The organism is Bacillus xiamenensis, assembly GCF_000300535.1.
In the GTDB taxonomy this organism is placed as follows: Bacteria; Bacillota; Bacilli; order Bacillales; family Bacillaceae; genus Bacillus; species Bacillus xiamenensis.
Genome location: NZ_AMSH01000007.1, coordinates 1 through 22,942 on the forward strand (window position 1 = coordinate 1; position 22,942 = coordinate 22,942).

The 22,942-nt window shown below is 37.2% G+C and carries 30 protein-coding genes and 1 pseudogene; 28 read left to right on the top strand and 3 right to left on the bottom strand.

What is annotated here, in order from left to right:
- The 19 genes from BA1_RS19155 to BA1_RS04400 all read left to right on the top strand — a co-directional run.
- Nucleotides 1-515: hypothetical protein (locus BA1_RS19155; protein ID WP_008356124.1), on the top strand; the 515-nt coding region annotated here is incomplete at its 5' end.
- 174 nt (nt 516-689) lie between these two features.
- Nucleotides 690-1,157: a hypothetical protein gene (locus BA1_RS04315; RefSeq protein ID WP_235620948.1), complete on the top strand. Its 468-nt coding sequence runs from the start codon at nt 690-692 to the stop codon at nt 1,155-1,157.
- 156 nt (nt 1,158-1,313) lie between these two features.
- A complete protein-coding gene (locus tag BA1_RS04320) occupies nt 1,314-1,973 on the top strand; it encodes a hypothetical protein (RefSeq protein WP_008356127.1) in 660 nt (219 codons plus the stop codon).
- Between the two features lie 51 nt (nt 1,974-2,024).
- Nucleotides 2,025-2,396 carry a hypothetical protein gene (locus BA1_RS04325; RefSeq protein WP_034738381.1) on the top strand — a complete coding sequence of 124 codons (372 nt, stop codon included), beginning with the start codon at nt 2,025-2,027 and terminating at the stop codon, nt 2,394-2,396.
- 16 nt (nt 2,397-2,412) lie between these two features.
- Entirely contained in the window at nt 2,413-2,892 is a 480-nt protein-coding gene (locus tag BA1_RS04330) for a hypothetical protein (protein ID WP_237739185.1), read from the top strand.
- A gap of 47 nt (nt 2,893-2,939) precedes the next feature.
- Entirely contained in the window at nt 2,940-3,182 is a 243-nt protein-coding gene (locus BA1_RS04335) for a DNA-binding protein (protein ID WP_008356129.1), read from the top strand.
- A gap of 71 nt (nt 3,183-3,253) precedes the next feature.
- The gene (locus BA1_RS04340) at nt 3,254-3,631 is read left to right on the top strand and encodes a DUF2750 domain-containing protein (RefSeq protein ID WP_008356132.1); all 378 of its coding nucleotides are present in this window, start codon (nt 3,254-3,256) and stop codon (nt 3,629-3,631) included.
- A 24-nt stretch (nt 3,632-3,655) separates the two neighbouring features.
- Entirely contained in the window at nt 3,656-4,285 is a 630-nt protein-coding gene (locus tag BA1_RS04345; RefSeq protein WP_008356134.1) for a hypothetical protein, read from the top strand.
- 56 nt (nt 4,286-4,341) lie between these two features.
- Nucleotides 4,342-4,950 carry a hypothetical protein gene (locus tag BA1_RS04350; protein WP_008356136.1) on the top strand — a complete coding sequence of 203 codons (609 nt, stop codon included), beginning with the start codon at nt 4,342-4,344 and terminating at the stop codon, nt 4,948-4,950.
- Nucleotides 4,951-4,973: 23 nt separating this feature from the next.
- Nucleotides 4,974-5,657 (top strand): DUF7003 family protein, encoded by a 684-nt coding sequence (locus BA1_RS04355; protein WP_008356138.1) that lies wholly within the window; start codon nt 4,974-4,976, stop codon nt 5,655-5,657.
- A 39-nt stretch (nt 5,658-5,696) separates the two neighbouring features.
- Nucleotides 5,697-6,173: a hypothetical protein gene (locus BA1_RS04360; RefSeq protein ID WP_008356140.1), complete on the top strand. Its 477-nt coding sequence runs from the start codon at nt 5,697-5,699 to the stop codon at nt 6,171-6,173.
- Between the two features lie 60 nt (nt 6,174-6,233).
- Nucleotides 6,234-6,632: a YxiG family protein gene (locus BA1_RS04365; RefSeq protein ID WP_008342588.1), complete on the top strand. Its 399-nt coding sequence runs from the start codon at nt 6,234-6,236 to the stop codon at nt 6,630-6,632.
- Nucleotides 6,633-6,691: 59 nt separating this feature from the next.
- A complete protein-coding gene (locus BA1_RS04370; RefSeq protein ID WP_008356142.1) occupies nt 6,692-7,039 on the top strand; it encodes a YxiJ family protein in 348 nt (115 codons plus the stop codon).
- An 18-nt stretch (nt 7,040-7,057) separates the two neighbouring features.
- Complete coding sequence (locus BA1_RS04375) at nt 7,058-7,435, top strand: hypothetical protein (protein ID WP_008356143.1); 378 nt, start codon at nt 7,058-7,060, stop codon at nt 7,433-7,435.
- A 53-nt stretch (nt 7,436-7,488) separates the two neighbouring features.
- The gene (locus tag BA1_RS04380) at nt 7,489-8,358 is read left to right on the top strand and encodes an alpha/beta hydrolase (RefSeq protein ID WP_034738364.1); all 870 of its coding nucleotides are present in this window, start codon (nt 7,489-7,491) and stop codon (nt 8,356-8,358) included.
- 77 nt (nt 8,359-8,435) lie between these two features.
- Entirely contained in the window at nt 8,436-8,792 is a 357-nt protein-coding gene (gene hxlR, locus BA1_RS04385) for a transcriptional activator HxlR (protein WP_029708013.1), read from the top strand.
- A gap of 197 nt (nt 8,793-8,989) precedes the next feature.
- On the top strand, nt 8,990-9,622 hold the full coding sequence (gene hxlA, locus BA1_RS04390; RefSeq protein ID WP_008356149.1) for a 3-hexulose-6-phosphate synthase: 633 nt from the start codon (nt 8,990-8,992) through the stop codon (nt 9,620-9,622).
- Nucleotides 9,619-10,176, top strand: coding sequence for a 6-phospho-3-hexuloisomerase (gene hxlB, locus BA1_RS04395; RefSeq protein ID WP_008356151.1), 558 nt, complete (start codon nt 9,619-9,621; stop codon nt 10,174-10,176). The genes hxlA and hxlB overlap by 4 nt, the downstream gene beginning before the upstream one ends.
- Before the next feature lie 149 nt (nt 10,177-10,325).
- Nucleotides 10,326-11,051 carry a DsbA family oxidoreductase gene (locus BA1_RS04400; protein ID WP_008356153.1) on the top strand — a complete coding sequence of 242 codons (726 nt, stop codon included), beginning with the start codon at nt 10,326-10,328 and terminating at the stop codon, nt 11,049-11,051.
- 166 nt (nt 11,052-11,217) lie between these two features.
- On the opposite strand, the pseudogene BA1_RS18505 reads toward BA1_RS04400, so the two are convergent.
- The 3 genes and pseudogenes from BA1_RS18505 to BA1_RS04410 all read right to left on the bottom strand — a co-directional run.
- Nucleotides 11,218-11,610, bottom strand: a pseudogene (locus BA1_RS18505) (substrate-binding domain-containing protein); the annotation flags it as partial.
- Between the two features lie 37 nt (nt 11,611-11,647).
- Nucleotides 11,648-11,863, bottom strand: a complete 216-nt coding sequence (locus BA1_RS04405) for a hypothetical protein (RefSeq protein ID WP_008356156.1) — start codon at nt 11,861-11,863, stop codon at nt 11,648-11,650.
- Nucleotides 11,864-11,898: 35 nt separating this feature from the next.
- Nucleotides 11,899-12,216: a hypothetical protein gene (locus BA1_RS04410; protein ID WP_008356159.1), complete on the bottom strand. Its 318-nt coding sequence runs from the start codon at nt 12,214-12,216 to the stop codon at nt 11,899-11,901.
- Nucleotides 12,217-12,399: 183 nt separating this feature from the next.
- On the opposite strand from BA1_RS04410, the gene BA1_RS04415 reads away from it, so the two are divergent.
- The 9 genes from BA1_RS04415 to BA1_RS19750 all read left to right on the top strand — a co-directional run bounded on the left by BA1_RS04415 (nt 12,400) and on the right by BA1_RS19750 (nt 22,734).
- Nucleotides 12,400-12,693 (top strand): spore coat protein, encoded by a 294-nt coding sequence (locus BA1_RS04415; protein WP_008356161.1) that lies wholly within the window; start codon nt 12,400-12,402, stop codon nt 12,691-12,693.
- Between the two features lie 804 nt (nt 12,694-13,497).
- A complete protein-coding gene (locus tag BA1_RS04420) occupies nt 13,498-15,921 on the top strand; it encodes a CRISPR-associated helicase/endonuclease Cas3 (protein ID WP_008356162.1) in 2,424 nt (807 codons plus the stop codon).
- 77 nt (nt 15,922-15,998) lie between these two features.
- A complete protein-coding gene (gene cas5c / locus BA1_RS04425) occupies nt 15,999-16,721 on the top strand; it encodes a type I-C CRISPR-associated protein Cas5c (RefSeq protein WP_008356164.1) in 723 nt (240 codons plus the stop codon).
- Complete coding sequence (cas8c, locus tag BA1_RS04430) at nt 16,718-18,595, top strand: type I-C CRISPR-associated protein Cas8c/Csd1 (protein ID WP_008356166.1); 1,878 nt, start codon at nt 16,718-16,720, stop codon at nt 18,593-18,595. The genes cas5c and cas8c overlap by 4 nt, the downstream gene beginning before the upstream one ends.
- 3 nt (nt 18,596-18,598) lie before the next feature.
- Complete coding sequence (gene cas7c, locus BA1_RS04435) at nt 18,599-19,459, top strand: type I-C CRISPR-associated protein Cas7/Csd2 (protein WP_008356168.1); 861 nt, start codon at nt 18,599-18,601, stop codon at nt 19,457-19,459.
- Complete coding sequence (cas4, locus tag BA1_RS04440; RefSeq protein ID WP_008356169.1) at nt 19,449-20,108, top strand: CRISPR-associated protein Cas4; 660 nt, start codon at nt 19,449-19,451, stop codon at nt 20,106-20,108. Before cas7c ends, cas4 begins: the two co-directional genes overlap by 11 nt.
- Nucleotides 20,105-21,136: a type I-C CRISPR-associated endonuclease Cas1c gene (gene cas1c, locus BA1_RS04445; RefSeq protein ID WP_008356171.1), complete on the top strand. Its 1,032-nt coding sequence runs from the start codon at nt 20,105-20,107 to the stop codon at nt 21,134-21,136. The genes cas4 and cas1c overlap by 4 nt, the downstream gene beginning before the upstream one ends.
- Nucleotides 21,137-21,148: 12 nt before the next feature.
- The gene (gene cas2 / locus BA1_RS04450) at nt 21,149-21,439 is read left to right on the top strand and encodes a CRISPR-associated endonuclease Cas2 (protein ID WP_008356173.1); all 291 of its coding nucleotides are present in this window, start codon (nt 21,149-21,151) and stop codon (nt 21,437-21,439) included.
- 1,145 nt (nt 21,440-22,584) lie between these two features.
- Nucleotides 22,585-22,734 carry a hypothetical protein gene (locus BA1_RS19750; RefSeq protein WP_162130795.1) on the top strand — a complete coding sequence of 50 codons (150 nt, stop codon included), beginning with the start codon at nt 22,585-22,587 and terminating at the stop codon, nt 22,732-22,734.
- The last annotated feature ends 208 nt before the right edge of the window (nt 22,735-22,942 follow it).

Genomic DNA, 22,942 nt, shown 5'->3' on the forward strand with positions numbered 1-22,942 from the left:
AAACTTTAAGTAAAGTAGAACCAGGAGCTATTATTGAACTCCCGTTAGAAGAAGTTGGAAAATTGAGCTATGCTTTAATCATTTCAGGTGAGGGAAAAAATCAATATGATGATATTTTAATCCAATACTATGATTTGTTTGTTGATGACAGAATAGAAAAAAGTGAGTTAAAACAATTGATAAAAAAAGAGAATGGACTATTTGTTGCAAGTACAGGATTGACAGGATTTTTAAGTGGTTCATGGAAAGTCATTACAAAAATAAAGCAAGATTTTATAAAAGAAGAGGATCTTCAAAATCTGAAATTCGTGGAATACCGAGATGGAAATTATTATGTAAGCAAGGGTAAAGAAGGTCACGATGCACCTGTTAGGTCCTTAGAGGTTGCTGATCCAAAAACCGCTAAAATGATATTTAACCCGATTGGTATGTATGGCGAATACATTATTAAACGTATTCTTACTTTATATTTTAAAGGTATGTCAATGGAAGATATTATTAAATACGAAATATAGGCATCTATCATGAGGGTCAGCTGATAAAGATGATTTGTTTTAAAAGCCTTATGGAATAGTAGTATTTCAAAAAGTAAGCAATATAGCTTTCTATCGTTTAGCAAACAAACCTCCACTTTATCAGTAGGAGGTTTGTTTGCTTTAAAGATCATTTGAGTTTCTACAGTAATTGAGGTGAAAAAATTGAAGAAAGTTAAATTAAACACAATGACCAGAGAATCTATCGCAGATATCGAAAAAGAAATAACAAATATCGCACTGAATCTAGTGAAAGAAAAACAAGCAAAATTTAAAGATTTAGGTTTAACGATCAATGCTGAATTTGGACGATTCGTATATGGAAAAAAATATAGAGGGAGAGAAATTCAAGTCTCAGATTGTTTTACAGCAGGATATCATTCATCCATATATTTTTCAGTAGATTATCTAAATGGCGAAGAGTTTCATGATGGTGAAGAAGGTGGTCAAGGTTATTGTATAGACCATCTCGATATTTGGATTTGTGTATCGAATAATCTCGTGAGCAAAAAAGGATATTTAATAGCATTTGAAAATGAATCAGATTTGCGGGGAATGATTATACCATTAATTGATGAATTGTATAAAGAAGCAACAGAAATTCTTCAAATCCTACGCAGCTAGGATTTTTTCAACCGGTCTAAAAGGGAGAGAAAAGGTGCTTCGATGGGAACAAGATAAAGTAGAGCATTTGCAGTAAAGAAAGCAAGTAAAGGAAAAAGAATGAGCAAACCATTCAAAGCCATGATGAATAAAATCTTATTAGGAGGCTTATAAGCAGTGTATTTGAAAAATATACAATTAATGTCAGATGGTGATCGTGGGAACTTAGCCAGCCAATCCCTTTGTATGACTGAAATGTTTTTATACGAATTAGAAAAGAAATTTCAAACAAAAGATTGTGAGGCTATTGTTTTAATATGTGGCTCTTTTAAAGACTACAAATTAATTAGTACTTCAAAAGATGAACCAGACATCTTATTTTTAAAAAATACGTATGAGCTGGAAGTACCCTTCCGTTACAGTGAATTTGAACATGCAATAAATAAGAAAAAGATCTTAGCTGACACTTTGGAAAAAGCGATGCTCTATCTGTGTGAACTGAAAAATTGGGACAGTCAGCAAGTCAAAGCGGCATTTCAAAAAATGAAAGAAAAGGAATATAAAGCAGAGATAAAAGGAAAACAAAGAAAATTAAGTCCTGATAAAACAAAGAAAGCATATCCTCTGATTGAATTAGATTTAAAGCAGTTTACTCTTTATCTTGTAGTTGAAGACAATAAAAGAAATATCTTAAATAAAAAATTAATTGCTAAAACCGATACCTATTTAGAAGACATTTCGTATCACATGAGAGAGCTAAAGTGGCTAACTGATCATGAAGTGGCACTTTTCAAACGTGCAAATAAAACAGTTTATACAAGTATACATTTATCGTGATAAATCAAAATGAGAAAATAAAGAACCCAATATATAAGGAGGGTATTCCAAATGGGCTTTTGGGAAGAAGAACATAAGAAAAAGACCATCATGATCGGTGATGACGGATTAGATATTTTTGAAGAAGCGATCGAACAATTTTATGAAATGACTGAGGAACATTTGGAGAGAAAGCCAACGATTGATGAGATGCTTTTAACAATTATGATGGCTTTAAACAATGGAGGGAGTCACTATTTTGATGATTTAAACGACAAAGAAGTAACGGATATTAAAATAACAACTAAAAAAGTAAAAACTTTAAGTAAAGTAGAACCAGGAGCTATATTTGAACTCCCATTAAAAGAAGTTGGGAAATTGAGCTATGCTTTGATCATTGCGGGTGAGGGGAAAAATCAATATGATGATATTTTAATCCAATAACATGATTTGTTTGTTGATGATTGATCATATCAAAGTTGGGAAATTGAGCTATGCTTTGATCATTGCGGGTGAGGGGAAAAATCAATATGATGATATTTTAATCCAATACTATGATTTGTTTGTTGATGAAAGAATAGAAAAAAATGAATTAAAACAATTGATGAAAAAAGAGAATGAACTATTTGTTGCAAATACAGGTCTGACAGGCTTTTTAAATGGTTCATGGAATGTCATCACAAAAATAAATCAAGATTTTATAAAAGAAGAGAATCTTCAAAATCTGAAATTCGTGGAATACCGAGATGGAAATTATTACGTAAGCAAGGGGAAAGAAGGTCACAATGCACCTGTTATGGACTTAGAGGTTGCTGACCCAAAAACGGCTAAAATGATATTTAACCCGATTGGTATGCTTGGCGAATACACTATTATAAGCATTCTTTCATTATATTTTAAAGGTATGTCAATGGAGGATATTATTAAATATGAAATATAGGCAGTTTACAGCGCAAAATAAGTTTTGAAAAAGGAATGGTGTAATAAATGGCTGAACCAAAAATGCTAGACTGTTTAAATAAAATACGAAATGTCTTAAAGGGGACGATCACAAGAGAACAAGTGTCTGATTGGGCTGAAATTTACGTTTCTGCAGACGATCCAAAAATAGACGATGATCAAGTTTGGGATATGCTGATTCTTTTAAGTGGAATTGATTTGAAAGATTCACCTAATTCTTACTTACATCCTGTAGAGGATTTGAATGACTGGTTAGAAGAATACAAATAGTTCCTATATACGAGCTTGCTAAATTCTTATGGTTAAGCCCATTTATAAATAAAAGGAGTGACGCAATATCCATGCATCCGAAAGAATTAGAAACCACCGTCCAATTACCTGCGAAAAAGCGTTATGACTATTTCATCAAAAAGATTGTTGATTTTGAAGAGGTTTGGTCATTAAGAAACGAGAAGGGGTGGGTGATGTCAGAGGATGAACATCGTGTACCGCAGCTTCATTTTTGGCCGACAGAGGAACATGCCGCTTATTGTGCGATCGACCAATGGGGAAAAACAGTGCCAGAAATGATTGATTTAGACGATTTCATAGAAGAGTGGCTGCCGGGAATGATAGCAGATGGAATCAATCCGTCCATTTTCTATAATCGAAATAATTCGGTGTCAATTGAAATTCAAACATTAAAAGAAGATATAGAGGAAGAATTAAAAAACTACTAGTTCGACAAGAGTGGAGGTAGTTGTTTGAAACGGCTTGAAGACTTATTTATTCGTTCAGAAAAAGAATTCAAATTCTATCAGAATTTAGTAGACCATGTGTTTGACACAAATAAAGAGCTGCCACAACAAGTCTTCCGAAAGACATTTGAGTGTTGTTTGTTTCAAGAGTTTGATTGGGCATTGAGTAATGATATTTTACCAACCATTAAAGAGTTATCAACTGTTACACAAGATAGAGAATTTTTAACTGCAGTACTTCAACCAGATCCAACTCAATATTATTTAAAGGAATTTGGTTATTTTAATTGGGTCAAAGCGAGTGTGAACATTTCAAGTGAGGATTATGTAAACGCACTATGGATGCACCCAAAAGGTTCCATAGCGGATAATATAATCACGAATTCGAATATAGTTGTCTGGTTAGCTCATTCTTTGCAGTGGGCGATTTGGGCAGATAGGGATATGGGAATTTGTGTAATAGGGATGATATCAACAAAAGATTCTGTGAAAAATAGGTTATTAAAAGAAGGGTGGAAACGAATGGATCACCCTGTTTTAGCAAATTGGTTTGAAGGATTATTGAAGGATCAAAAAACATTCAATGACTATTACACTCAAATGCTTTCTCATTATGCGTCATGTTACAAGCGGTGAGATGGAGTATCAACGACTAATGATAGACTTACCCGAAGATATGAAAGGAGCATAAAGTGAAACATTTGTTTATATCCGATCCAAAAGAACTTGAACATGTTCTATCGTTTGTTCATTCGCTCATTCACAGTACGAAGACATTCCCTGATCAAGTGTTGAAAACGAAAACCCCTCATTATTTATTCGAAGAATTCCATTGGTTGTTATCAGATGATGGTTGGGAAATATTAAAAGGTTTAGCTTTGAATCATCATGATGACTATATACTCATGGCTGTATTAGATGAGCAGAAGAGCATGGATGATTATTATCATGATTTTGGTTATTATCCTTGGGTGAAAGTATCGTTAAACCTCACACCAAGTGATTACCTCGATCTTTTAACGGATTATCCGATAGAGAGTGTAAATGATAGCATAATGGATATTGCTTCACGTGTGATATGGGTTTCCCCTTCTGCGAAATGGATCATTTATGGCGACAGAGGTTATGAGATAGGAGTACTAGCGATTCTTCAATTAGAACAAATGAATAAACAATTGTTAAAAACGTGGAGAATTTTAGATGAGATTGTATTAGGCTGGATTTCAGTTGTATTTCCGAATCAAAAACTTCCTGATGATTTTAAAAAAGAACTGATTCGAAATTATACAAACGTAGAATGAAATAACTTCATAAGGAGGAAGACATGAATCAAATAGACAATGTGTTATCTATACTAGATGAGTCTTTTCTAAATAAAGAGTTTCCATTATTAGATAATGTAAACTTTGATTTTGCCAAAGGGAAGCTTTCTCTATTTACTAGAGAGGAAAATTGGCTGATCACGATTCAATTATTCGGTTTATCGAAGGTAGGACCGTCTATTGATTTTTATGCGATTGGTCATGATTTGAAGAATGGATCAATCAATTTTCTACTGGATGAGCTTTTTGATTTCGTGGATCATCATCATGAAATAATAGATGATGATGAGATAGAACATGGGTTCACAAAGCATCCTTTACGAATTAGATTAAATGGAGACTATTTTCATGTTCAAATACCAGAGTCATGCCAAGCTGATGTAACAGAGGAAAATGAATGGATTACTTTGTTAAGAGAAATGGCCAAACATCGAGATTTGCTGGATAGTTTATGGATGACAGATCAAGAACAATTTGACATCGTTCAGCATGTATATGCTAAACCGCTCTATACAACTGAATCATGGTTTCATCCAGAAACGCATAGCCAACTCCCTAGTCAATCTCCTTTTTTTCAATCGGTTGCGAAGAGTTTGATCTATCAAGATCCAACATGCATTGTAAATATAAATACGAACACTGACTGGAGATTATGGTCAGATTTTGATACTGTGGAATATTTTTAGTTTCGTCTGATGTTTTAAATCGGTGAGGTGGAGCAAGTAATGAGAATCGTATTAGCAAAAGAGAAAAATCTATTCGAAGTAAATGAATTAATAAAGAAAATCAATTTAAACTTAGAAGAGTATAACTGGGTCATAAGTGATGTGACCCTCACAATGCTTCACGATCGAAAAAATCAATCTCATTCAGAAGTCATGCCGAATTATACGGATTTTTTATTTCTAAAGGGTGAACATTTCAAAAAATTCTTACACGACTATTCTTATTCTTTTATTTTCGCTGTTTTGACCGCATTGCCTCGTCATGTAGAGCATTTGAATATCAGTTCAATACCTCAAATTGAAGAGAATGAACGATATTGGAACGTGAATTATACACCCGTTATCCCTCAAGCCGTGTTTGAAATCGGATTTTTTGATTCGACAGATGTTATTTTTACAGGAGATCAGAATATCTTAAGCGAATTTCGAAAAAAAGCGGACTTTATTTCATTTGAAGAATATTTACAAACTCCGTGACACGATAAGAATAGAGTTCATTCTGAAAAAATAGGGGAATACGTTAGGGGAGTGAATGAGATGTTTAGCAGTATAGAGAAATGGATCGATTATTTAGATGGTGTCTGTGATGTACTGGCATTCTCATTTGATTTTTTTCGTAAAGAACTAGTCATAAACATTAGTATAAGTGAAATAAATGATGCTCGGTATCATGAATTGCGATTTATGAATGTGGCGAGTCTTTATTATAATGGGGGTGAAGGTAATGATAGATTTGAAGAATTGATTCAAGAAGAGATGAATTGGCAAATTTTTGAATGTAGTTACCATCCTAATGGGATAGGGAACCTTAAAAATGTACTTCTTGAAGAATTTGATTCAAATGCAAATTTTCTATTTAACATCAATGGGATGTTACTCGCAATAGAATCGAAAAACGTATGTTTCGATTCACAAGAATTTATTTGCAGTGTATAGAAAGATCTCATTAGCGTCTAAATAAGAATTAAAAACAATGAGAGATTGGGGAAAAATCCATGAGAATCAGCCGTGATAAACAAGGTTTATTCAATGATTTAAAACAACGTTATCAATACTTATTAGATTCATCTTATCCAGATGAAATCGTCTCTTTTGAAGAGGAAACTGGTATGTGGTCCGATGATTTTTATGAATTTTTCACACTTGTGACAGGCAGCTTGAGTCTTGTGATCGATCATAAACGAATACCGAAAAAACAGTTAAACGTGCTACGTCAGTCATTTGAAGAGCAATATCCCCAAATCAAATCATGTCAACAGATCCTTGAATCGTATCCTTTATTGCATTCCTATGTTCAATACCATGAAGAAACAAGAAAACGAATCATTGCACTTATACAATAACCTCTTGGAGGCCAAACAATGACATGGTTTTTAAATGAAAAAATCCAGAAACAAATCCCTGATTTCAATATCAACCATCTAAAGCAAATCAATGAATTTCACTACTTTAAAGAGTATAATGAACATTACGACTTGATCAACTGTATTGTAATACACATCCCATATGATTCCCCGAATCTGCAAGCAGACATTCATCTGAAATTTACCAACGTCTCTTCTGTTCAAATCAAAGATTTGGAGTTAACAAACGATTCCTATCTTTTTTTGAACATTCAACTTTTGGATAGAGGCTGGGAATATTTGAATTACTTTGTCGAAGATTATGAAGAACAGTATTTTTCTTTTTACTGTCAAACGGTTCAAGTCATACAAGTCGTATCAAATGAATCGGGCTAGTCGCTCTACATATGTGCGAATCATACTTCCCCATCCCAACACAGAAAGGTGCAATGACATTGAATCGAATCATGAAAGGGCTCTTATTTGTAGCTGTCATCACAGGCTTATTGGTTAGTGCGTTTTTTGTGTTCCGTTTCAACCAGCCTAAACCGACGACAAACATCCATTACGCAGACACACAAAACAAACAGCAAACACTCGATATGTATATGCCAAAGGGAAAAGATGAAGACAAAAAGAAGAAGCATCCAGTGATGATCTATCTCCATGGCGGCGGCTGGACAGGCGGCGATAAGAATAGAGTCGCTTCAAAGGCTGATTATTTTACGGGTCAAGGGTATGTGTTTGTTTCAATGAATTACAGGCTTCACCCTGATGCCACCTATGAGCAGATGGCGGATGATACGGCGAATGCTATTAAGTGGGTCAAGGATCATGCAGATGAATATCAAATCGATCCATCAAAAATCAATGTGATGGGCCATTCGGCAGGTGGTCATTTAACGGCATTGGTTGCTACAGATTCGACCTACTTAAAACGTGTGGGGCTGTCGCCAAAAACGATCAAATCCATCGTTATTTTAGATGGACCGTTAAACATGAATCAATTTATACAAGCCATTCCATCGTATAAAAAAGTGTTTGGCCAACAGGAGAAGACCTGGACAAAGGCTTCGCCTGTCACTTATATGAACGGAGCCAACCTGCCGCCTGTTTATTTAGTTACAAGATGGGAAAATCCTGAAGGATATCGATTTGCCGAAAAGCTCAATCATGATAAAGGCTCTCGGTATGTTTTTCGGGTTCATACGCTGAGCCACAGTGACCTAAATAAATGGTTTGGATCAGACCGGGCGCCAAAAGAAGCGCAAGAGATGACAAAGGCTGTCATGGCTTTTGTGAAAAAACAAAATCAATAATGAAAACCGTATGCTCAGGTAATCCATTTTGCCGCGGTATATGATAATCTGTAAATGGTTTGAGATCAAAGGAGTGTATGTTATTGTCATCACGAATGGAAAATAAAGTGTTCAATTGCGAAAAAGAGCTGACGCTGAATATTATCGGCGGTAAGTGGAAAATGCTGATTTTATGGCACCTTGGCAGAGAAGGGACAAAACGGTTTGGTGAGTTAAAGTCGTTAATGCCTGGGATTACGCAAAGAATGCTTGTCAATCAGCTAAGAGAATTAGAGGAAGATCACATTGTGCACCGGGAGGTTTATCCCGTCGTTCCGCCAAAGGTTGAGTATTCTCTCACAGAACTGGGAGAAAGCTTAATGCCGATTTTAGAGGCGATGTATGATTGGGGCAAACAATATCTCGACAGCAATTTCTTAAAAGATGATAAATAGAAATACCTACATGAGATACTGGTCGAAAGACAGTATCTTTTTTGTGACCATATGCGAAAAAGTATAGTATGTAAAAAAAAAGTGCGTACTAGGATTGCGCCATTCCTGTTGTTATACTCGTTTCATGCAAGAAAGATTCAAGATGCATCATCCGCGGAGCTCTTGAAGATGAAATAAATGCACAGGAGTGAAAGTTGATGAAATTACAATTAGCATTAGATTTAGTGAATATACCAGAAGCAATTGAGCTGATCAAAGAAGTAGAAGAATTTATTGATGTGGTCGAGATTGGGACCCCCGTTGTGATCAACGAAGGGCTGCGTGCTGTGAAAGAAGTCAAACAGGCGTTTCCGAATTTATGTGTGCTGGCCGATCTGAAAATTATGGATGCTGCCGGTTATGAAGTGCAGCAGGCATCCGAAGCTGGAGCGGATATTGTGACCATTCTTGCGGCGGCAGAAGATATGTCCATTCAAGGAGCGGTGAAGGAAGCAAAAGCAAGAGGGAAAGAAATTTTAGTCGATATGATTGGTATTAAAGATATCGCTGGTCGTGCGAAAGAGCTGGATGAGCTTGGAGTCGATTATATTTGTGTGCACACAGGCTATGACCTGCAAGCAGTTGGTCAAAACTCATTTGCTGACCTTATGACCATTAAACAAGTGGTCAAACAGGCGAAAACAGCGATTGCAGGCGGTATTAAGCTTGATACGTTACCTGAAGTTGTGAAATTAAACCCAGATTTAATTATTGTCGGCGGCGGTATTGCGAGCCAAGACAATAAAGCAGAAGTGGCGGCGCAAATGAAGCAGTTGATCACACAATCATGAAAACAAGCGACTATGTGAAAGCCATTTTAAGTGAGCTATCTGAGCACTCCTTAGCTACTCAAGATGAACAAACAGAAAAGCTTGTCTCAAGTATTTTAAACGCAAGGAAGGTCTTTGTGGCTGGTGCAGGCAGATCTGGTTTGATGGGAAAAGCGTTTGCCATGAGGCTCACGCATATCGGCATCAAGGCTTATGTGATCGGCGAAACGAATACGCCTGCTTTTACAAAAGAGGATCTATTCATTGTCGGAAGCGGTTCTGGTCGCACAGAGACCTTGCTTGTGCTCGTGAAAAAGGCAAAGGCGATTGGTGGAAGAGTGGCAACGTTTACTCTTTCAGCTGATTCACCTATAGCTGATCTATCGGATGAAGTCATCTTACTGTCAGGTGCGCCAAAGGATCAACATGAGGGAAAGCATCATACGATTCAGCCGATGGGCTCATTATTTGAGCAATCTTTGCTCCTTATGTATGATGCGGTCGTCTTGAGATTGATGGAGATGAAAGAGCTCGACACACATAACATGTACGGTCACCATGCGAACTTAGAATAGCCATGGTTAAAACCTTTCCTTTTTTAGGGAAAGGTTTTTTTAATAAAATGGAACTCAAAAAGGAGGATCACTTGACATAAAGGATTGGATGTAACTATAATAGTTACATCTTTAAAGGAAAAAACGTAAGCCTCGGAAGGAAGATGAAGATGAAAGTACAAATCTGGTCAGATATCGCCTGTCCTTTTTGTTATATAGGAAAAAAACAGCTAGAAACAGCGCTTGATCAATTCCCTCATAAGGAACAGGTAGAAGTAGAGTTTAAAAGCTTTGAGCTTGATCCGCATGCACCTGTTGAAGTAGATTATGATGTGCATGATATGCTCGTCAAAAAATATGGCATGAGCCGCAGCAGAGCCATCGCAATGAATGAACAAGTAAAGCAGGCTGGCAAGGAGAAAGGAATCGATTTTCAATTCGATCCACTTATTTTAACAAACACCTTTGATGCCCACCAGCTCGCACAATATGCTGGAAAAATGGGAAAAGGCGATCTTGTCATGGGAGAGCTGTTTCAAGCGTATTTTACAGATGGCAAGCATGTTGGTGATCGTCAAACCCTTTTAGAAATTGCTGAAAAAGCAGGTCTTGATCAGAACGAAGTACAGAAGGTTCTAGACGGAGAAGAATTTGCAGATGAAGTGCGAAAAGATGAAAGAGAAGCTAGACAGCTCGGAATTTCTGCCGTGCCTTTTTTCTTGATCAATGACAAATATTCGGTTGCTGGTGCACAGCCAGCAGATACGTTCCTTCGTGCGCTTGAAACGGCTTGGACAGAAGAAGCAGTGCAAACGAAGAAAGCTGCTGATGCTTCATTTGAAGCAGCATGTGCAGATGGCGTATGTGCAGTGCCATCAAATAAAGAAGAAGCATAATAGATATTCTCCCTATCTTGATAAAAGATGGGGATTTTTTTATTCATGAATCATGAAGACACCTTTATGACAATATCTTAGACCCTAAAGAACAAGGCAAAGAGGTTCCCCCGTCATATGATTTGATGAGCATGCTAAAAAGATCAACAGCAAAATGAGCCACCTGTAAAGAGGGCTCATTTTTTTCGTGCATTCAGTTGTTTAATCGTTTCACCTGGAATCAGTTCGGGCTCGTAAAACGTTTGATCAGGCAGGTTCTTTTTTCCTTGAATGTTCTTAATCATCCAGTCTGTTGCATCTGGTCCCATTTGCTCCTGAGGATGTGTCAGTGTTGTCAGCTTCACAGGGGCATTTTTTTGGACAATATACGAGTTATCCTGTCCAATAATCGACAGATCATCTTGAATGGATAGCCCAGCCCCATTTCACTGCATACATTTGCCACTTCTAACCCCACCTCATCGTTATAGCAAACGAGGGCGGTCAGCTCATGCTGGTGTGCACGTGAAAATGTTTGAATATGATCCCCTAAATGCTGTTTTGATCCCTGTCTCAAAAACGGGGGTCAGTCCCGTCCCGTGGATAGATGGTTTTTTTTACTCAAGCGTCTGTTTCAGCTCATGTGGCAGTAAATCAATCAATTGATCATATGAAGACAAATCCAGTACTTCAAGAAGTGCATAATATTTTGCATAAATTTCACTGAGCTGATCAGGATGTTTCGTTTCATAACGATTCAAATGCAATTGAGTGAGTTCAAGTGCAATGTCCAATTTGTTTCGTTCCATGGTTTGTGATGTTGTGTTAAACATATCGTTCACCTCTTTTTTCAAGGTCATTGGAAAGATTATGGTGCAGTTCCGCAGCTGACCTTATATTCTTTTTCTTGTATCTTTTTTGAATAGCAGACGTAAGGTGTCATCCCCGTTTCGCTTTTCCAAGCCTGCCAATACACATCATAAAGCTGGCCATATTGAGGGTCTACATCATCTTTTTTTTGCAAAATAGCAAAATAGCTTTGGTAAGGGTAGCCTTCTTGATAAATGGCATGCCGAATGGCTCCTCTTTCAGTCGCATTTGTAAAAACCATAGGCGACAGCAGTGGGAGGGTGATGATCACAACGAGCAGGATGAACAATGAAAAGAGCTTATGTTTTGTTTTCATCAATGAATGTCCTTTCTTTCACAAAAGATCATTTGTATAATATGTTAAAATTGTCCTTTTGTAAAGAAAGAGAAAAATAGATTGCAAGCGAATTTTATCCAAAATAGACAAGCATCTAATCACAAATCGCGTCTCTTACATACGATAGAGTGTAAGTGAAAGACAACTTGAAGGGGTGTTGAGATGAGCCGGAATCGATTAGACAATTTTTTCTTTGGGCCTCGCAGGGGGAATCTTGGAGAAGTTGAAACGGTTGTATCCCCTACACGTCAAATTGTCAACACGACAACAAACGAACAAACGATCAGAAAGATTCATCCAACTCATATCACAAACGTGAATAAAAACATCAAAAGAATTGAAAACTACTATCCTGTGACGCAATCTACTCGAAACGAGTATATTGTAGAAGAGTACGATTGTGGCAGTGATATCAAGAACCCTTGCTGCCGCCGGGTGAAACGCTGTAAGTGGTAGTGTGATCGTGAGGAAAAAGAGAGGCATCCTGTGTGGGATGCCTTTTGTGTGTTTAATGTTTCTTTTCATTTAATTATCCGTGATCAAGCTGAAAAAAACGATTTCCGAGTTATGAATAGCTGATGGAAGGAATCCGTGCAAAGCGGCCAACATTCTTTAATCTCCTTTCAAGATAAAATTGGAAACTACAAGATGCCTTTTGCTACACCACAATCAATGTGGACATTTTAAGCCTTGCATTAAAATCAGCTGGTGGAGACGGTTACACTCATACAAGAAAACCTGCAAAAATGAAAGAATCGAGCACATGTGGCAGCGAATGGGCGCAGACAGGGTATAGGGAAGTCGCTAATGACAAAAGTTCTTTCGTTTGCGAAGGAAAGAAAAGACTAAACACACGTTATCCAGACATGACGGCATCACGAGAGGAGAGGTGACGGTGCTGGAGCTTGAGGAGTGGAAGGAAGAAGAGCCAAGAAAAACAAACATAATAATTGATGAAAAAATGGTGCGAACACTAGATGAACATAAATATCTAGAAGATTCGCACCATTTTTAAAAATAATACCCATAAGTTTATATTTTGCTCGCTATCCCGTTAGAAATCGAAAATTCCAAAGAAATAACATTTAAAATAATGTATAAAATGGTATAATTTACTTTCTACATGAGTGCGTGGATTGAAATGATGACATGAGAGATAGAGTGTCTATTAGTTTAGTCCCATTTTAAAGGTCAACAGGAGTTGTGAACTTTTACATATAGACAAAAGTAGAAGCCTAAAAATCAATCAAGGAGCTTAATATGAACTATATCGCACATGTGAGAAAACAAGACGGTGCTATTCAAACCGTTTCCGATCATTTATTAGAAGTGAAGGCATTATGTGAAATGTTTGGAGATAAGCTTGGCATTCGCCATATAGCTGGATTGGCAGGAGTTCTTCATGATTTGGGTAAATATTCTAAAGAGTTCCAGCATTATATTCGAGAAGCAATTGCTTCTCCTGATCAACCTCCGCAGAGAGGAAGTGTTGATCATTCAACGGCAGGGGGACGGATGCTGTATCAGATGTTTCATGGTCCTCCAAACGACCGGTATTATTCTCTTTTAGTAGAAATTGTTGCTAATGCAGTTATTTCTCATCATTCGGATTTGCAAGATTTTTTAAATCAAAAAGCAGACTCACCTTTTTTGACAAGAGTCAGAGATAAAGAAACACCAGAATTAAAAGAGTTACCTTTTATTCAAAAACGATTTTTTGAAGAGGTGATGAATGAAACTACATTTCGTTCATATGTTCAACAGGCGGTACATGAACTAAAAGAATATATTGGTTCTCCACCAAAGTCTGTATATGACCAATCCTTTTATTTAACTAAATTTGTTTTTAGTGCATTGATTGATGCGGATCGTACCAACTCTCGCCTTTTTGAAGAGAAACAGCAAACGGTTGAATCTGTTCAAGTAGACCAATTATTTAAAACGTTTCATCAACGATTGTTATCCCATTTGGATACGTTTCATTTAACAAGTCATCCCATCAATCAATTGAGAAACGATATGTCCATACAGTGCGCTCAACATGCAAAATACCCTTCAGACATTTATACACTGTCTATTCCTACTGGTGGTGGGAAGACGCTGGCTAGTCTTCGGTATGGACTGGAACATGCGCTTTACAATGATAAAAAGAAGATTATTTATGTTGTGCCATACACAACAATTATCGAACAAAATGCAGATGAGTTAAGAAAGGTGTTACAGGACGATCGCCACATTTTAGAACATCATTCTAATGTCATTGAGAGCGCAGATCATGTAGCAGAAGATCAAGAAGAGTTGGATGAATCTGCTTTTAATCGAAGCTACCAGTTGAAATTAGCGAGAGATAACTGGGATTCGCCAATTATTTTAACGACAATGGTACAGTTTTTAAATATCTTTTATGCAAAAGGTAACCGCAATACGAGAAGACTACATCAAATCGCTGAATCGATCGTGATATTTGATGAAGTACAAAAGGTACCGACCTCTTGTGTGTCTATATTTAATGAAACTGTAAATTTTCTCAAAGAAAAAGCAAGATGTAGTGTGGTTCTTTGTACAGCTACGCAGCCAGCATTGCACGTTGTGAGAAAAAAACTAGCATTGAACCAAGATGCTGAAATGATTCAGTCTATCGATGAGATAATCGAAGCCTTTCGCCGGGTGGAAATGATCGATTGTGCGACTCAAGAATCATTTCATCTTGATCAATTGCAAATGTTTGTTCAAAAACAATTCCAACGTGTAAACAGTGTGTTGGTTATTTTAAACACAAAATCAGTTGTCAAAAGCTTGTTTGAATGTTTACACCAACTGAACTTACCTGTCTATCATTTAAGTACATCGATGTGTGCTGCACATCGCCAAGATATTTTAAAAAAAGTCAATACTCACTTAAGAAACCAAGAACCAGTCATCTGCATCAGTACTCAGTTAATTGAAGCTGGTGTGGATATAAGCTTTCAATGCGTTATACGATCTTTAGCAGGTCTTGATTCCATTGCACAAGCAGCGGGGCGCTGTAATCGCCATGGAGAAAAGGAAAAAGGGCTTGTCTATATCATTGATTATCAAGAAGAAAAGCTGACGCATCTGTGTGAAATAAAGGAAGGTGGTCAAATTGTTAAGCGCATGTTAGAAGATGTAAAAAGGGATCCCTCTGCTTATGGCGGGCACCTGCTTTCTAGGGAGGCCATGAACTACTATTTTCAACATTTTTATTTGAAGTTTGAGACGAGGTTAGACTACCCAATGAAAGCTCTTGAGAAAAGCATGCTTGAATTAATCACTGGAAAAAATGGTTACCATGCTGCCTATACATTTAAACACGATCAAAAGCTGCCTCTTTGTCTATATGGCAGTTATAAAACTGCAAGTGATCATTTTAAAGTAATTGATCAATCAACGACAAGTGTCATTGTTCCATATCAGGAAAAAGGAAAAGCTATCATCGCTGAACTTAACGGTGCACATCAGGTCAACATCACTCAGTTACTAAAAGATGCCCAGCGATACTCAATTAATATCTTATCTTATCAAAAGGAAGAATTGATCAGACAGGGAGCTCTTCAAAGCTATTGGGACGGTCAAATTTTTTGTTTAACAGAAGGTGCATATGATCAGACGAATTTCGGTTTGAATTTAGAGAATGATAGTTCTATGGAAATAGCTATATTTTAAAAGTTAAAAATTTACATTAATGTGATGGTATGTTATGTTATTTTCATATAAAGGAAGCTGGGATAGGAGGTGTTGGGATGAGAAATTCAATTTCATTCCGCTTGTATGGGAATTATGCGCTATTTACTGATCCTTTGACAAAAATGGGTGGTGAGAAGTACTCATATCATATTCCTACATATCAGGCGCTAAAGGGAATTGTCGAATCAATTTATTGGAAACCTACCTTATTGATGGTTGTTGATAAAATAAGGGTCATGAAACCGATCAAAATGGAATCAAAAGGAGTACGGCCAATTGAGTATGGCAGGGACAAAAATACACTGGCATACTATACATATTTACAAGATGTAGAATATCAGGTACAAGCTCATTTTGAATTTAATTTACATCGATCTGACTTGGCGTTTGATCGTAATGAACATAAGCACCATAACATCTTGAAGCGTGCGCTCAATGTGGGTGGCAGGCGAGATATTTTTCTTGGTACAAGGGAATGCCAGGGCTACGTGGAACCGTGTGAATTTGGAGAAGGGAAGGGCTACTATGACGATTATGGTGATATTCACTTCGGTACGATGGTCCATGGACTGAACTATCCTGATGAAACAGGTGGTCAACATTTAGAGGTGAGATTATGGAATCCTGTGATGACAGATGGATATATTCAATTTATACGACCAGAAGAATGCCAGCTCGTGAGGCGGGTAAAACAAATGGGTGTCAAACAGTTCGATCGGGATCATATCGAAAGCGTAGAAGAGTTGCTTACTCATATTAAAGGGGAAATGGGCTCATGAGTTGGCTTTTGAACTTGTATAAAACGTATCAAGAGAATCTAGACAGGATTGGAAAGATAGAAGAAAGATTTTATGGAGATAAATCTAAAACGTTTACACTTCTACCAATTTCACACACAACACAAACCGCACATATTGAAGTTCTTGTAACAAAGGACGGGTCATTCCATTCTGCTAAGGTGACAGATAAGGAAGATGCAGTGACTGTTATCCCTTGCACAGAAGCCTCTTCTAGTCGTGCAGGTAGTGTTGTTGCCCCATATCCGTTGCATGATAAGCTGATGTATGTCGCAGGAGATTATGAGGCGTATGGTGGACAAAGGAAAGAGCATTTCCAACGATATATCGAAAATTTGGAATTATGGGCCAATTCATCTCATGCACATCCTAAATTGAGTCGTATTTTAGCTTATCTAAAACAAAAAACGCTGATTCGAAATTTGGTGGATGAAGGTATTCTTCACGTTGATGAAAATCAACATTTGATAGAGAAGTGGGATAAAAAATATGGTGAAAACAAGCCTGATATTTTTTCAGTCTTAGCGGGTGATCAATTTAGTGCTTTTGTAAGATTTGATGTCCATTCTTATCCTGAAGTAAGTCGTAAGGTGTGGAATGATGGAGAAATGTATGATTCATTCGTTCAGTTTTATAACACTTTATTAAATGATGAAGATATTTGCTTTGTAAAAGGAGAAGTGATTCCTCAAACTGAAAGACATGCTAATAAAATACGGCATTCAGGGGATAAGGCGAAGTTGATATCGTCAAACGATACAAGTGGATTTACTTTTAGAGGTCGTTTTGATAAAAGTCAGCAAGTTGCAAGTGTTGGCTATGAGGTATCACAAAAGGCACACAATGCGTTGAAATGGCTAATTCAATATCAAGGGAGATCAATAGATCAAAGGGTATTTCTAGTTTGGCAATATGACCAATTACAGACTCCTTCGCCTTTTGACGATCCGTATTCATTTGAAGATTTTCCTGAAAAAAAAGAAAGTTTTACTGCAAGAGAATATGCACAAGAAATCAGTAAAGCACTAGCTGGATACGAACATGATCTTCGACTGAAAAAAAGAGATATTCATATTTTAATTTTAGATGCAGCTACAACGGGCAGGCTTGCAGTACTCTACTATATTAATATGGACAAGCATTTATATTTGAACAGGTTAAATCATTGGTATGTGTCATGTTGTTGGAGGCAGCGTTATGCTGAGGGGAAAACCTCTATTGGGACACCAACACCAAAGGATATCGCCTTTGCCATGTATGGTCCTCAAGTGAAGGAACAATTGATAAAAGAGGTGGCAAGTCGTCTAGTGCCTTATATTGTTGGAAATCAAATGAATCAGAACATACCAAAGGATATTGTTAACCTTGCTTTTCAACGTGCCTCTAATCCTGTTGCAATGAAAAGCTGGGAATGGGAAAAAACATTAGGTATTGCATGTGCATTAGTGAATATAAAGGAGGGAATGGAAGTGGCTTTAGATCAGTCAAATACAGACCGAAGTTATCTATTTGGTCGATTGCTTGCCATTGCAGATGTGCTGGAGAGACGTGCTCTTGGAAGTGATGAACAAAGATCAACGAATGCGATACGTTATATGAATGCATTTTCAAGACACCCAGAACGAACATGGACAACAATATATGCAGCATTACAGCCATACCGCATAAAACTTGGAGCAAGAGGCATGTATCTAGAAAAATTGATGGATGGCATTCTTTCTTCTTTTGCAGTAGATGATTATACAAATAAACCATTATCGGGGAAATATATCTTAGGTTTTTCAAGTCAACGACATGAACTTTATCAAAAAAGAGATCAGACAAAAATGAATGGGACTGACGAAAAAGGGGAGTAAAACATGAATACTTTAAACAAAAAAATTGATTTTGCAGTTGTGCTATCTGTCCATAAAGCGAACCCAAATGGAGATCCGCTCAACGGAAACCGTCCAAGACAAACTCATGAAGGATATGGAGAAATTTCTGATGTAGCCATTAAAAGAAAAATCAGAAATCGTTTATTAGATATGGGAGAATCTATTTTTGTTCAATCTAACGATCGGAAGATAGATGGATTTGGCAGCTTAAAAGAGCGGGCAGAAGCAGATCCTGATGTTGGAAAACGTCTGAAAGATAAGAAAGCGACTATGGATGAGATTGCCAGATTGGCATGTGAAAAATGGACTGATGTACGTAGTTTTGGTCAAGTCTTTGCTTTTAAGGGGACAGGTGGAGGTGTTTCTGTAGGAGTGAGGGGACCAGTATCCATCCATGCCGCAACGAGTATTACTCCCATAGACTTGACGAGTATGCAGATCACAAAGAGTGTAAACAGTGAGCCTGGTGAGAAAAAAGGTTCTGATACGATGGGAATGAAACATCGAGTAGAACATGGGGTTTATATCTTTTATGGAAGTATCAACACGCAACTAGCTGAGAAAACAGGTTTTACAGAACAAGATGCAGAGAATATAAAAGAAGCACTTCGTACATTATTTGAAAATGATGCTTCATCTGCACGTCCCGAAGGCAGTATGGAAGTAAACAAAGTGATTTGGTGGGAGCATCAATCGAAAATGGGACAATATTCATCTGCTAAAGTTCATCGATTGTTGAATATAAAGCCATTACATGGTGAACCAAAAACGTTTGAGGAGGACTATCACTTCAGTGTATCAGAGTTAGAAGGTCTACAATATCAGGTGTTGGATGGCAAATAATAGAGAAGAAGAATACTTCATGCTGTCTGGTATTCAACATTTTCAGTTCTGTAAAAGGCAATGGGCACTCATTCATATCGAACAACAATGGGCAGAGAATGTAAAAACCATTGAAGGACAGCACCTTCATCAAAAAGCCGATAACCCATTTGTGAGAGAGAAAAGAAAAGACAAATTGGTTGTTAGGGGAATGCCAATTGTATCTCACCAGCTCAAAATAAGCGGGGTTTGTGACGTCGTTGAATTTATTTCACATAAAAAAGGAGTCTACATCCCTAGTTTAGAAGGGAATTACCTTGTTTTCCCTGTCGAGTATAAAAGAGGGAAGCCAAAAATGAATGATGCTGACATTCTTCAATTGACCGCACAAGCTGTCTGTTTAGAAGAAATGCTTCTTTGTGATATTCAGTCTGGATATATTTATTATCATGAAATCAAACAAAGGGTGGAAGTACCAATTACGACAGAAAATAGAATTAAAGCAAAAGTTGTGATGACAGAGATGCTGGATCTTTTTGAGAGGCGTCATACACCAAAAGTGAAAACAGGAACCTTTTGCAAAAATTGCTCGCTTCAACATATTTGTTTACCCAGTTTGATGAATAAAAGAACGGTCAAGCAGTATATTGAAAGGGCGATGGATGAATGAGGAAGTTATTAAATACAATATTTATTACCCAGCCTGAAGTCTATTTAGCTTTGGATGGAGAGAATATTGTTTTACTGAAGGAACAAGAAAAAGCAGGTCGTCTTCCTCTTCATAATATTGAGGGAATTGTTTCTTTTGGATATAGGGGAATGAGTCCCGCTTTAATGAGTTATTGTGCCGAAAAACATATTTCGATAGTGTTTTTATCAATGAGTGGACGCTTCTTGGCGAGAGTTTCCGGAAAAAGCAGAGGAAATGTCACTTTGAGAAAAAAACAATATCGAATGTCAGATCGTCAAGATATATCAGTTGAAGTCGCTAGGAATTTTATATTTGGCAAGATATATAACCATAAATGGATGCTTGAGCGAATGACAAGAGACTACCCATTGAGAATAAATGTAGCGTTATTTAAGCAAACGACTCAACATCTTTCAGATATTTTAGCTGATGTGAGGATCGAGTCTGATTTAGATAGGTTAAGGGGCTTAGAAGGACAAGCAGCTTCCGCATACTATCGAGTATTCGATGAAATGATTCTTCAACAAAAAGAAGCGTTCTCTTTCCATTCCCGTTCCAGAAGACCACCTCTTGATCCGATCAATGCCATGCTTTCATTTGCTTATACATTACTAGCTAATGATGTAGCAGCAGCATTAGAAGGAGTTGGACTAGACGCTTATTTAGGATTTCTTCATAGAGACCGCCCAGGGCGTATATCACTTGCTTTAGATGTGATGGAAGAACTTAGAGGGGTATATGCTGATAAATTTGTCTTAACAATGGTGAATAAGAAAATGATCTCTCCATCTGACTTTGTAAAAAAAGAAAATGGTGCAGTCATCATGACAGACAAAGGTCGAAGAACTTTTTTAACTGCATGGCAAAATCGCAAACAAGAGAAAATCAAACATCCTTTTTTAGGTGAAAAAATTGCATGGGGATTAGTACCCCACACTCAAGCACTCCTTCTCGCAAGATTTTTGCGAAATGATTTAGATGAATACCCACCATTTCTTTGGAAGTAGGGGATGTTTGATATGATGGTTGTGGTTACATATGATATCAGCACAATTGATAGAGCTGGGCAACGAAGACTTAGGAAAATATCGAAAATTTGTCAAAATTATGGCCAAAGAGTACAACATTCTGTTTTTGAATGTATTATAGATTCAACGGAGTTTGCTACAATGAAGCATCAGTTGTTGCAAGCTATCAACGAAGAAAAAGATAGCATTCGTTTTTACCAAATAGGTAACCAATATCGAAAAAAAGTAGAACAAGTTGGGGTAAAAGAAACAATTTTTGTAGAAGATCCTTTTATTTTTTAGGTGCGAATGTGGGGTGCACATAAATTCCCTGAAGCATTCGCACCTAAAAAGAAAGATTTTTCGACAAAATCTATCTCCTTATGTCTCATTAATTGATACTTTGTACAAATAGATGTGTCTTTTTTAACTGATTTACTTAAAAAGAAGCTGTTTTATTTTGTTTTTTTATTGAAAATCGCCGTCGCACTCTACATGAGTGCGCGGATTGAAATAAATAATTTAAGTAATAATTAGGAATATTTCATTGTCGAACTCTAAATCACTGCGTGGATTGAAATAAATCATTGCAGTAATCATTAGGAATATTTGCTTGTCGCACTCTACATGAGTGCGTGGATTGAAATAAATCATTTAAGTCCTCATTAGGAATATTTCCTTGTCGCACTCTACATGAGTGCGTGGATTTAAATAAATCATTTAAGTCCTCATTAGGAATAGTTCCTTGTCGCACTCTACATGAGTGCGTGGATTTAAATAAATCATTTAAGTCCTCATTAGGAATAGTTCCTTGTCGCACTCTACATGAGTGCGTGGATTGAAATATTTGAGCATCAATACCTTGTATATTGAAAACGCTTGTCGCACTCTACATGAGTGCGTGGATTGGAATAAATCATTTAAGTCCTCATTAGTAATATTTCCTTGTCGCACTCTACATGAGTGCGTGGATTGGAATAAATCATTTAAGTCCTCATTAGGAATAGTTCCTTGTCGCACTCTACATGAGTGCGTGCATTGAAATATTTGAGCATCAATCCCTTGTATATTGAAAACGCTTGTCGCACTCTACATGAGTGCGTGGATTGAAATGATTCGCCACTGAATACAATCCGTGTTTGATTTGTCGCACTCTACATGAGTGCGTGGATTGAAATTTTAGCTTTGGAGAAAGCGAAGGCAGTAGGCACTGTCGCACTCTACATGAGTGTGTGGATTGAAATACTCTCCTTTTTTGGCAAAAATAAAAAGACCCTAGTCGCACTCTACATGAGTGCGTGGATTGAAATACTCTCCTTTTTTGGCAAAAATAAAAAGACCCTAGTCGCACTCTACATGAGTGCGTGGATTGACATTAAAGCAGATTATTGCAGTCGTTAGTTCCTTTCGTCGCGCTCTACATGAGTGCGTGGAGTGAAATTTTAGCTTTGGAGCAAGCGAAGGCAGTAGGCAATGTCGCACTCTACATGAGTGCGTGGATTGAAATTTTAGCTTTGGAGAAAGCGAAGGCAGTAGGCAATGTCGCACTCTACATGAGTGCGTGGATTGAAATTAAAGCAGATTATCGCAGTCGTTAGTTCCTTTCGTCGCGCTCTACATGAGTGCGTGGAGTGAAATTTTAGCTTTGGAGCAAGCGAAGGCAGTAGGCAATGTCGCACTCTACATGAGTGCGTGGATTGAAATTAAAGCAGATTATTGCAGTCGTTAGTTCCTTTCGTCGCACTCTACATGAGTGCGTGGATTGAAATTAAAGCAGATTATTGCAGTCGTTAGTTCCTTTCGTCG